Below are 12,642 nucleotides of genomic sequence, written 5' to 3'. Positions count from 1 at the left end.
AATATTGTTTTTAGTGATTCAACATTTTAGCATAGATTCTTATTAGATGTGTCTTTTTTTTTATTTATTTGTGCAATTAATTATACAATGTTCCATATTTTTTACTTTTAATAAGTTATTCTTTAGTATTTTTATATTTATTTAAAATATAACTTCTAATATAATTTGCAGCTAAGCCATTTGTATACTCAAGAGAATTTGTTTTTGCTATTATTGTTGATACATTTATTTCTTTCTTATTTTCTTCTTCTATATCAAGTTTATCTTCTTTAGTTTCTTCTATCTCTTCTTTTAATATTTTTTCAAATTTTGTTTCTTTATTTTGAATTGTTGTCTTATTTTCTGTTTCAATTTCTTTTTTTTCTTTTTTTTCTTTTATTAATTCTAAGTCATTATAAAATCTATTATTAATATTAAAGTACATATTTTTCCCCTCTTTTCTATTTCCCAAAAAAATTTCCTAATTATTATATTAAATTTTTAAACTTTTTTCAATATTTTTTTGTTTTTTAATAGATGAATTTGTTATTATACAAATTTTTTCTACTTATTATTTATATAATATAAATTTTATAAAACATTACTATTCTTTATATATATATAATAAATACATCTATAAATTTTATATATTTTACTTTTATACTACTTTTGTAATACAATTCTATTATAAGTAAAATAAAAGGAGGAATTTTTATGAAAAAAAGATTAATATTAATATTTACTTTAGTATTTTCACTTGTTATGTCAGTTACAAGTTATAGTGGACTTTTCTTTAAAAAAAATAAAGAAAATAAAAAAATAGTAAAACTTAGTGTTGAAGGTGAGCCTGCGTCACTTGATCCTCAAGTTTTAACTGACGGTACATCGATACTTATTGCTAATGAAGTATATGAAGGACTTACAAGATTGGATCCAAATGGAAATCCTATACCAGCTGGGGCTGAATCTTGGGATATAAATGGTAATGTGTGGACTTTCCATTTAAGAAAAAATGCAAAATGGTCAAATGGAGAACCTGTCACAGCAAATGATTATTATTATGGAATAAGACATGGATTAGAGCCAGAAGTAGCTGCTCCATATTCATATATGCTTTATTATATAAAAAATAGTGAAGCGTATAATACTGGAGAAATTAAAGATTTTTCTCAAGTTGGAGTAAAAGTAATAGATGATTATACTTTAGAAATAACTCTCGATAAACCTGTAGCTTATTTCCCATCTGTGCTTGCATTTCCTACTTACTTTCCATTAAATGAAAAATTTTATAAATCTCAAGGTGATGATTTTGCTTTAGAAAAAGAAAACCTTATTTATAATGGACCTTGGAAAATTAAAGAATGGGAACATGATAGTAAAATAATTTTAACAAAAAATGAGAATTTTTGGGATAAAGATACTATAAAAATTGATGAATTACATGTACTTATGGTACAAGATGTAAATACTTTAGCAAATATGTACAAAAATGATGAAATTGATGTAATTAATATTACTGGCGATCAATTACCTGATTTCAAAGATAGTAAAGAACTTATTAATTTAGATGATAGTTTTGTATGGTATTTAGAATTTAATACAAATAATAAATATTTTAAAAATGAAAATTTAAGAAAAGCTATTGCTTATGCAATTGATAGAAATGATTTAGTTACAACAGTGAGAAAAGATGGTTCTAAACCAGCTCGTTCATTTACACCTGAAGGATTCCCTGGTAAAAATAAATCTTTTAGAGAAGATTACGGACTAAATTTATTCGAAGAAAATATAGAATTAGCTAAAAAATATTATGAAATGGCTAAAAAAGAATTAGGATTTACAGAACCACTTACTTTAAATCTTTTAATTGGAAGTAAACCTACTGCTAAAGGTGATGCTCAATTTGTTCAAGAACAATTAAGAAGTAAATTAGGTATTCAAGTAAATATAGAAAACGTTACATATCAAATAAGATTACAAAGAATGAGACAAATGGATTTTGATTTCCAATTAACAAGATGGGGGGCTGACTATTTTGACCCTATGACTTATATGGATCTATTTGTAACTGGTGGTGGAAATAACCATACTGCTTGGGGAAATACAGATTATGATAAATATATAGATATCGCTTATAATACAGCTGATAAATCTAAAAGAATGGACGCAATGGCTGCTGCTGAAAAAATATTAATAAAAGAAATGCCAATTGTTCCTTTAGTATTCAATGCTAAAAACATCTTAATAAAATCTAGAGTAAAAAATTTAACTCTTTCAAGTGTTGGAGCAGAAAAAGAATTTTATTGGGCTGATATAGAAAAATAATTATAAAAAAAACTAAAAATAAAACTAGACTTTAGTATAAACTAAAGTCTAGTTTTTTAAATATATATAATTTTATTTGCCATTTCTTCAAATGTATCATCATGTGTTACTATTATGCTTTGATTTATACTGCTAAGAATTTTTGACATGGAATCCGCAAGTGATTTTCTTCTTTCTTCATCAAGATTATTTGTAGGTTCATCAAAAATTATAAAGTTCGTAGAACTAAGAATTTCAGCTAATGCTGTACGTATAGCTAATGCTACAGCTATTTGCTCTCCTCCAGATAGCTGTTCAAATACTCTAGTTCCTTCTTCATCTTTTAATAACACTTGATATGTATTGTTTTCATCATTTATCCATTTAATAATCTCTGTTCTTCCGGTAATTTCTCTAAAATTCTCTGTAGCTTTTATAGAAATGTCTTCTATTAAATATTTTGATACCATTTTCCCCATATTATTTATATTTTTTCTAAAATCATCTGCAATATTAGATTTTAATTTTATTTTATTTAACCTTTTTTCTAATTTTTTAATCTCTTTTATATTTTTATTATATTCTTCTTCTTTTTCTTTAAGCGTTTTTATCATAGTATTTGATATTCCTATCTTCTCATTTATATCTATTATATATTCTTCAATTTCAACTATCTCTTTCTCTAATTTTTCTTTATCTATCTCTGATATTTTTTTCTTTAATTCTATTTTTTTCTTATTTTTAGTATTTTTTTCTTCTGATTTCACCTCTTTTTCTTGTTTCAATTTTTCCAATTTATCCAAACAACTATCATAATTATCTGCTGTTTTTTTATTTTCTATATAAATATTTTTTTTGTTTTCTAATTCTTTATTTTTTTCTTTTAAGTCATCATATTTATCTTTATATGGATTTAAATTTTTTAATTTATCAGCTCCTATTGAAAGTTGTTTTGTTAATTCTTTTAATCTAGTTTGCTTTCTTTTAATTTCTTCAGATAATATTTTAGCTTCATTTTCTAATTCTTTGTTTTCTAATTCTTTATTTTTTAATTTTAATTCTAACTCTTTTTTTATTTCAATATCTTTTTTTATATTTAAATTTTCTTGTTTATTTTGGAGAGTTATATATTCTTTTTCTAATTTTGACACAACTTCTTTTATATTTTCATTTTTTTCTAATTTTAAAATATCTCTTACTTGTATATATTTTTTTTCTAACTCTAACTCTAATTCTTTTATTAATAATTTTTTTCCATGCTTTTCATTTTTTTTAATATTAAATTCTTTAATTTTTTCTTTATTTAAATTTATTTCTTTTTCTATTTCATTTAGTTTGATTTCTACATTATTATATTTATTCAACTTATTTATTATTAATTCATATTCTTTTTTTAACTCTTTTGATTTATTTATGAAATAATTATTTGGACTATTTCCCTCTATATTTTTACAATTTTCTTGTAAAATTGGACAAAATCCTGTTGATAATTGCTCTTCTGCTTTTTTATTTTGATCTATCAGTAATCTAATATTAATTTCTTTATTTTTTAATTTTTCTTTTTCTTTTTTTAATTCTAAAAATTTTTTCTTTTCTTTTTCATATTGATTTAAATTTTTTTCTATTATCTCTTGTTTATCAATAGAAAATTTCTCTTTTATTTCTTCTAAACTTTTTTCTAAAAATCGTTTTTCTTCTTTTAATTTTTCATATTCATCATATAACTTTTTTATTTTTTTCTTTTCTTTTTCCTTATTTTCAATATTTTTTAAAATTTCTTGTTCTTGAATTTGTTTTTTAGATAATTCATTTTTTATTTTTATTAAATCATCTTTTATTTCTTGAACTCTATTATTTATATTTTCTTGTTTTGTTTTAATATTTCCTATTTTCCAATTTTTTTCCTCTATTTCTAGTTTAATTTTTTCTTTGATTTTTTCTTGTTTTTCGCACCAACTTTTAATTTCTTCATAATTTTTTAATTTTTCTTCAAGCTCACCTAATTCTTTTTTATTTTTATTATACTCATTATACTCTTTTTCATTTTCTTTTAATAAAACTTTAGCTTTTTTGATAATCTCAAATTCTTTTTCTTGTGATTTTATTTGATTTTCTATATTATTTATAAAACTATCAATATTTTCTATGCTAGATTTTATTAGTTTAATTTCATTTTCTAACTCTAGTAACTTTTCTTTTTCTTTTTTTAATTCATCTTTTTTTATACGAATTTTTTTTTCTTTTTCTAATAAATTTTTATTAACTTCTTTTTCATTTTTCATATCTAAATTAACTTTATTTATATCAATATTATTTTCATTCAATAATTTTAATTCCATTTCAATATCTATTTTTTTTCTATCATATTCATCTTTTACTTCTTTTAAATATTTCTCAAACATCTCTCTATATATTTCTGTATTAAATATTTCGTTAAACATTTTTTCCCTATCACTAGGTTTTAACAAAAATATATCTACAAAACTATTTTGTTTTATTGAAACTATATTATCATATATATTATTTGACTGTTTAATAAGTCCACATATTTTATAAATTTTTTCGTCTATCTCTTTTCTAGTTGCAACTGACTTTTCCGGATTATTTTTTTCATAAAAACTATAAGTATCATTTCCTACTACTTTTATAGTTTTTTTTATAACATATTCTATTCCATCATTTCCTTCAAACTCTATTTCAACTATAGCTTTATTCCTTCCATATTTTATACAATTTTTAGCAGAATTATCCCGTAACTTTGAAGAAAACAAAGTGTGTCCTATTGCTTCCAATATTGAGCTTTTACCTGCACCATTTTTCCCTAGTAATAAATTTACTCCATTAGAAAAATTTATCTCTTTTTTATCATGTATTCTATAATTTTCTAAATATATTTTATTTATTTTCATTATTATCACCTGATATTATTTTATTTACAAAATGGTCAAATACTTCAAAAAATCTTTCTTTATCTTTCTCTTGTTGATGTATTTTTAAATTATTTAATGTTTCTACAACTATTTCTGAAGCATCTCTAAATTTATCCCAGCTATTTTTTATAACTTCTTTTTCTATTTCATATATATTTGATATATTTTCTCTATTAATACTTCTATTATTTAAACTATTTTTATATTTAGTATTTATAAATATTTTTAATGGTTTTTCTTTTTCAAATAATTTTTCTATTTCATTTGTATTTAAAAATATATTTTTTTCTAATGAAATATTTATAAATAATAATGATTCATTTTCAATAATATTTATATTATTTTTTTCTTTATTTATTTTAAGAAAAACTTCTTCTTCTTCTTTTATATTTTCTATATTTAAAATAACAATATCTCTAGTTTTACTATCATAAAATTTATATTCTTTTGTTTCTGTATCAAAAATAATAAATCCTTTTTTTCTGTTTATTTCACTTTTTATATTCCAATACTCACTAGCACCCGGTATAAAAAATATAGGATTTTCTTTTGGATAAGTTATATGTGTATGAAAATGTCCTCCTGCAATATATATAACTTTCCCTTGAAATTTATCAATAATTTCCTTTTCAATAGTTCCAGGCAAAAAATCTCCAGATGATATAGCTGTATGTACTATCACTATATTTTTTTCTAATGGATTAACTCTTTTAGACAGTTCTTCCATAGCCTCATTTACTAATATTCCTGGATATCCAAGTCCATAAAAATTAACATCTCCTATTTTTATAACATCAAAATCAAATTTTTTCTCTTCTCCTATATAAGTTACACTAAAAGTTAATCTTTTAAATAAACCTTTTTTTTCTAAGTAAACTATCCACGAGTTTTCTTCATTTCCCTTTATAATATTATCATGATTCCCTTCAATAATAAGTACTTTTATACCATTTTCCTTTAATTTTTCTAATATTTTCTCTGTTTTTTCTAGTATTTCCGGATTAATAACTCTTTTATCAAAAAAGTCTCCAGCAATAATAAAAATATCTATTTTTTCTTTACAAGCAGACTCTATAATATATTCAAATGATTTAAAATAATCTTCATACCTTTTATTTGAATACTCTCCAATCCCTCCGACAGGTCTTTTCCCTAGATGTATATCTGAACAATGTAGTATTTTCATCTTCTCCCCTTTCTTTTTTGCTATAAAATTTTATTTGTTATGATTTTTATTTTTTTACTATTTTACTATTACAATAAAAAAGCTATCAAAATGATAGCTTTTTGGTTTTATTAAATATCACTAAACTATCTCTACACTTGTTCATGTTAAAATTAGGACTTTAATATATGAAAAACTTTATATATTTTTCTAAATTACTTTCTCCATAACCATTCATATAAAACTTACAATTTTTCTTATGCTATATATAGATAATACTCCAGTAGTTAGATTCAAATTTAATTATTTATCGGTTTTATATGCTCAAAATTATTTTTAATAGTTGATATTTTATCAACCATATTATCTATAATTTTTTCTAGATTTATATTTTGATCTAAAATTTCTGTATCAAAAAATAAAATTTTACATTTTAAACCCTCTTCAATTTGTTCTATATTAAAAGAATCAAGTATTCTTTTAACTACACTTTCAGAATTATTATTTACAATATTTTTAAGTATCATTACAAATTTATCTTCTGAATATCTAGCTATTAAATCTTCTTCTCTAAGATTATCTTTTAAATGTTTTGCAAATTTTTCTAATACATAATCTCGTATATCAATTCCATAATTTTCTAATATATCATTTAAATTTTCTACGTATATCATAACTACTGAAAAAAGATTAATATTTGAACGAAGTTTTTTAAATTCATTATCTAATTCTTTTAAAAAGAATGTTTTATTATAAAGCTTTGTTATATTATCTTTTATTAATAACTCTTTTATATCGTTCTCTTCTGTTTTAAATTTTGTTACATCATAAGCTATAAATTTATAAGTTTTTTCTTCTTTTTCTTTTTTTGCTTTTAACATTAACCATATATAATTATTATCATATCTTTTAATCCTAAATTTATACTCAAAATATCCATTCTTACTATTGTTAAAATCTAAATAATAAAAATTAAATTTTTCTAAATCATTTATATGAATAAGTTTTTTAAAAGTTTCAAAACTAATAATATTATTTTCTTTAGGATACTTTAAAATTGTTAAAATACTTTCATTAAAAGCTACTTTATTTTCTGATATCTCAATAATTCCTACGTTTCCTACATCTACAATATATTTTAATAATTCATTTTGTACTCTTATTTGATTATTTTTTTCTTCTAAAATACTTTTATCTTGAATTCTAATAATATATTCTAATTTTGATACTCTAAAAAGTCTTAATTCAAAATAATTATTATTTCCATTTATTAACATAGAATAATTAAAATCTTTATATTCATTTATATTAATAACATCATTACTATTCTTTACCATACTAATAATATCATCTGGAATAGGTAATTCTTCAAATTTCAATGTTTCCTTTAAAGGATAAATTTCTCCAGATTTATTAAATATATAAAAATTAACGCCCTCAATATCATATAATTTTTCAATCATATTATTAGTATTATTGAGTTCATCTATATATTTTAATTTAGACATTATGTTGCTTATTTGATATCTCATAGATTCTATAATCAATTTTAATGCTTTTGGTATAATCATATTTTTATGGGATACTAAAACAATAAGTCCAAAACTATTCTCATCTGTTTTTAATGGAATTTTAGCAATTGACATTATATTTTCTTTTTTAAACTCATCTATTTGCTCTACGTATACAACTTTGTCTAAACTCGATTTTGCATCAACATGTATTTTATTATAAAAATTTTTATTTGATAAAAATACCTCACTTATATTAATATAGTCTTTTAAATAAAAAATATTTTTTTCTTTATTATATAAATATAGTATTCCAGAATCAAATGCTTCTATTGATTTAAATTTATCTACTAATATTTTTAATGATTCACCAAATGTTTTGATTTCACTTAATTTTTTTAAGATATCATTTTGAAAGAAAAACATATTTTCAATAGTTTTATCTGATTTTATCTCTCTTGCTAAAATATTATATTTTTCTACAATGTGTTCTTCATTTAAAATTGCATAATATTCCCATTCGTACCACACGCTTTTAGAATTTCCAAATTTTATTTTATAATTAGCCTTTGAATAAGGTTTAAATTTATTTAAATATCTTATTTCTTTAACTATTTCATTTTTCAATTTTTCATTTAAATATTCCCCTAAATTTCTACCTACAATTTGTGTTTCATCTATCGAAAATGCATTACAAAAACTTTGATTTACAAATAATATCTCTAGATTTCCCTTTATTTGAATAAAAAAATCTTTTTGTTTTGTATACACAAAATTATAGATATCATCTTCAGCTAATAAAAGCATACTTACCAACTCCACAATTTATAATCTAATATATATTTCAATAGAAATAGCTATTATCCTTTTTATTTTATCAAATAATTATATAATTTTAAAGTTTTTAATAAAAATAATTATTCTATAAAAAAAGAGTAAGTCATTTTAACTTACTCTAAATAACTTTATTTTATATATGCTATTGCTTCTATCTCTATTTTTGCATCTTTTGGAAGTTTAGCTACTTCAACTGCAGCTCTTGCAGGTTTATGGCTTCCAAAAAACTCTTCATAAACTCTGTTCATATCTGCAAAATCATTTATATCATCTAAAAACACTCCAACTTTTACTATGTTTTCTATTGTTCCTCCAGCTTCTTTTACAATTGCTTCAATATTTTTAAGAGATTGTAATGTTTGTTCTTTTATATTATTTGATACAAATTCACCTGTTTTTGGATCAATAGGTATTTGTCCTGAAACAAATAAAAAATTTTCTACTTTTATTCCTTGAGAATAAGCTCCAACTGCTTTTGGAGCATTATTTGTATGAATTTTTTGCATATTTATTCCCCCTTATCAATTTTTTCAAAATCAATTTTTTCTAATCTTTTTTCTACTTTTTTTAAATTTTTAGATATTTCATTTAATCTAAACTCAAGTGACGTTAATATCCAGAATTGAAAATGATTTACTTTTTCTTGAGAGTTTATCATATATGCTACTTTTAATGATACTAAAAAAACCCCTATTTCAAGTGAAAGAGTTATAGGAATTGTATGAAAAATACCTCCTAATATAAAAACAATTAAAACAATTATTAAAAATAATATATTTATATATTTATCATTTTGAAGGTTTCTTTTCCCTCCAATTTGTCCTATTATCTTTCTAACTCTCTCTTTTTCTTTTCTAAAATCTTTTACCTCTTTTTCAAGTTCTTCTCTACTCAATCTTTGTTGTTCTTCCATATTCCACCCCTTTTTATAATTCATCTAAAAACATATCAATTTGTCTTTTTATCTCAATAATAATATCTTCTATATCATCACTATGTTCTTTTAAGTCTTCAAAAAACAAGTAAAAAAAATACCAAGATGACAAACTCATAATAAAAAATAGAACAACATAATGTTTTTCTGTATATTCAGATTTTTTAAATAATTTTTTATATTTATATACTATATAAAATGTAGAAATAAGAGCTAAAAAACTTCCCATAGCATAAAAATTTATAATTGTTCTAAACATTTTTGCCACCCCATACTTTTAAAGTTATAATATTTTATCATATAGAAGAAAAAAATCAAATATTTTTAATTATTGAAAAACAAAATTTTATTTTTGACAAATTTATAAAAATATATTAAAACTTTTATAGAAATATTACGTTAATATATATATACGTTATTTATACAAGGAGGAATCATGAAAAAATATATAATCATTTTTTTTATAGCTCTACACATATTTACTTTTGCAGAAATCAAAACATTAAATACAAAATATTTTAATTTTATATACGAAAATGAATTAGAGGATAATGCTTTAGAATTATTGAAAAATAGCGAAAATATCGCAAATAAAATATTTGAGTTTTTTAATTATTATCCACAAAATAAAATTACTGTTATCTTAAATGATAACTATGACTATTCATACACATATAGCGATAATGACGAAGTCTATATTTCAGCTACTTCTCCATCATTATTTGACCAAGAAAAAAATTATGATAACTGGTTTCTATATAGTTTTTCTATTAATTTAACAAAAACTGTTATCTATAAAAATGTAAATGGTTGGTTTGGAAGATTACCATTTTCAAAGTATACTGCGCAAAAAAAATTTTTACCTAAATGGTACGTAAATGGATTAGCGACATATGTGAGCTCTATTATTTTAGAAAAAGGTATAACTGGTAATCCTATATCTAATAAATTTAAAATGCAATTAAAAGCAAATATTTTAGAAAATAAATTTAATGGTTTTGAACTCTCAAATGGTTATTATAATAATAATCAAGAAAACGAATATGGCTATTATTTTATTAAATTCTTTGTAGATACATACGGTGAAAACAAATTAAAAGAAGCTATATCTTATATATCAAATCATCAATTATTTCAACCATATGATGGCTTCTTAAAAATATCTGGAGTTAATGATGAGATATTATTTTTACAATACTATAAAAATTATTTAAAAACAACATTTAATATTTCAAATAAAAATAATTTAGTTTCTGGAAAAACAATAAGTCAATTGTATTTTAATACAATTAAAAATTTACAAGTTAAAAATAGAAATTTATTTTTTATAAGTAATAATAATATATATTCATATAATATTATTAATAATAATTATAATAGAGTCTATAATAAAGCTATCCTAAATTATACTTTAGGTGATAATAATATATATTTTTCAAAAGTTAATTATAACAATAAAGAAAATACCTATTATTCTTTTTCTTATAAAAAAAGTAAAAATATTAAGAAAATATCAATAGAAAGAGCTATTAATTATATTAATATTGACGGTAAAATTGCTTATATAATAAATAAATCTGGAAAACAAAAGTTAGTTTTAGATAATGGTAAAATATTAATAAATTTTGACGAAAATTTTTTATTTGAAAAATTTTATTATGATTCACTTAATTATAAATTATATTTTTCAGCTGTAAAAATAGATGAAAAAACTCCAAAAATATATGAATTAAACCTTGAAAATAATGAAATTAATTTTATAACTGAAGGTTATTCACCATTTATAGAAGGAGATTACTTATATTTTGTAAATTCAATAAATGGAACATATAATATATTTTCTTATAACTTTGAAAATAATAAAATATTACAATTAACCAATGTACTGTATGGAGCTTTTGAACCTATTGTAATCAATGAAAACCTTTATTTTTCAAATTATACTTCAAATGGATATACCTTAAATAAACTAAATTTAAATAATTCTTATTCTAAATTAATAAAAACAGATATGTATGATAGATATACTCAACCACAAGAAAATATTATTGAAGAAGTTGATAGAACTTTAAATATTGATGATTTAGAAATTAAAGAATTTAGAGATAATTTTGTATTTCAAAATACTAATTTAACAATTGATAGCTTTGGTTCTGTATTTGATACTTATTCAGCTACTTTTTCAAATGTTTTTAAAACACGATTTTTTAAATTAGGAATTAGTGAAAATATAAATAATGGAAAATATAATAACAGTAGTACTGGAATATTTTTTAAAAACATGTACAAAAATAATCAAACTGGAATATTTTTTAATTATTTTGATAATACATCTTTAAATATTTATTTAAGTAATTCTACTACTTATAGTTATGCAAAATTTAAATATCATTACCCTTTAAAATCTTTTAATAATATAAATTGGTTTAATTTAGATTTAAGTTTTGATAGTAATAAAAAATATGATTTTGATTTAAATTATGATAAAAAAATAGGTTCAATTCTAACATTATATAGCGATAATATTGTTGCTAGTGGATATTTAAAAACAAAATATATAAAAGTTAAAGCAAGCCTTGCTAAAAAAGCATTTTATTTTAATGATATACTAGATAATAATGAATATTTTGATATATCAAATAAATCATCAAATAGTATTATTTATAATATATATTCTAGATATCTATTAATAAGTAAACTTAATTTTAATAAAACTATATCTATAAATAGAGGAGTTCCTTCTGGGACATATAGTTTGAAAAATTATAAATTCAATCTAGATACGTATCATATATTATCAAGCGGGCTTACTCAAAATTTAGTATTAAATACTAATGTAACAGGAAATGGATTTATTTTTACTCATATCCCTGTAAATTTAGGAATTGGGATATTAAACCAAATTAATATAAGTAATAAAAATTGGCAAACACCTACAATTTATTTAAAAAGTAAAATTAACTTTTAAAATTTTTACATAAA

9 protein-coding genes are annotated in these 12,642 nt (G+C 20.8%); 2 read left to right on the top strand and 7 right to left on the bottom strand.

Annotated features, from left to right (window positions below; genetic code table 11):
* Positions 1–115: 115 nt before the first annotated feature.
* Positions 116–424 carry a hypothetical protein gene (locus EV215_RS10150; protein ID WP_134113902.1) on the bottom strand — a complete coding sequence of 103 codons (309 nt, stop codon included), beginning with the start codon at positions 422–424 and terminating at the stop codon, positions 116–118.
* Positions 425–693: 269 nt separating this feature from the next.
* Here EV215_RS10150 and EV215_RS10145 point away from each other — a divergent pair, with 269 nt between their 5' ends.
* Positions 694–2,304: a peptide ABC transporter substrate-binding protein gene (locus EV215_RS10145; protein ID WP_134113901.1), complete on the top strand. Its 1,611-nt coding sequence runs from the start codon at positions 694–696 to the stop codon at positions 2,302–2,304.
* 56 nt (positions 2,305–2,360) lie between these two features.
* Here the strand turns inward: EV215_RS10145 and EV215_RS10140 are convergent, their stop codons facing one another.
* The 6 genes from EV215_RS10140 to EV215_RS10115 all read right to left on the bottom strand — a co-directional run bounded on the left by EV215_RS10140 (position 2,361) and on the right by EV215_RS10115 (position 9,919).
* Entirely contained in the window at positions 2,361–5,192 is a 2,832-nt protein-coding gene (locus tag EV215_RS10140; RefSeq protein ID WP_134113900.1) for an AAA family ATPase, read from the bottom strand.
* Complete coding sequence (locus tag EV215_RS10135; RefSeq protein WP_134113899.1) at positions 5,179–6,399, bottom strand: metallophosphoesterase family protein; 1,221 nt, start codon at positions 6,397–6,399, stop codon at positions 5,179–5,181. Before EV215_RS10135 ends, EV215_RS10140 begins: the two co-directional genes overlap by 14 nt.
* A gap of 278 nt (positions 6,400–6,677) precedes the next feature.
* The gene (locus EV215_RS10130) at positions 6,678–8,696 is read right to left on the bottom strand and encodes a sensor domain-containing diguanylate cyclase (protein ID WP_134113898.1); all 2,019 of its coding nucleotides are present in this window, start codon (positions 8,694–8,696) and stop codon (positions 6,678–6,680) included.
* Positions 8,697–8,854: 158 nt separating this feature from the next.
* Complete coding sequence (locus EV215_RS10125; RefSeq protein WP_134113897.1) at positions 8,855–9,232, bottom strand: RidA family protein; 378 nt, start codon at positions 9,230–9,232, stop codon at positions 8,855–8,857.
* A 2-nt stretch (positions 9,233–9,234) separates the two neighbouring features.
* Positions 9,235–9,639 (bottom strand): hypothetical protein, encoded by a 405-nt coding sequence (locus tag EV215_RS10120; protein ID WP_134113896.1) that lies wholly within the window; start codon positions 9,637–9,639, stop codon positions 9,235–9,237.
* A gap of 13 nt (positions 9,640–9,652) precedes the next feature.
* Positions 9,653–9,919: a hypothetical protein gene (locus EV215_RS10115; RefSeq protein ID WP_134113895.1), complete on the bottom strand. Its 267-nt coding sequence runs from the start codon at positions 9,917–9,919 to the stop codon at positions 9,653–9,655.
* 177 nt (positions 9,920–10,096) lie between these two features.
* On the opposite strand from EV215_RS10115, the gene EV215_RS10110 reads away from it, so the two are divergent.
* On the top strand, positions 10,097–12,628 hold the full coding sequence (locus EV215_RS10110; protein WP_134113894.1) for a TolB-like translocation protein: 2,532 nt from the start codon (positions 10,097–10,099) through the stop codon (positions 12,626–12,628).
* Positions 12,629–12,642: the final 14 nt, after the last annotated feature.

Origin of the sequence: Hypnocyclicus thermotrophus, from assembly GCF_004365575.1 — a bacterium.
Classification (GTDB): domain Bacteria; phylum Fusobacteriota; class Fusobacteriia; order Fusobacteriales; family Fusobacteriaceae; genus Hypnocyclicus; species Hypnocyclicus thermotrophus.
Note: the sequence above shows the minus strand (reverse complement) of the source record. Positions and strands in the feature narration are given on the sequence as shown.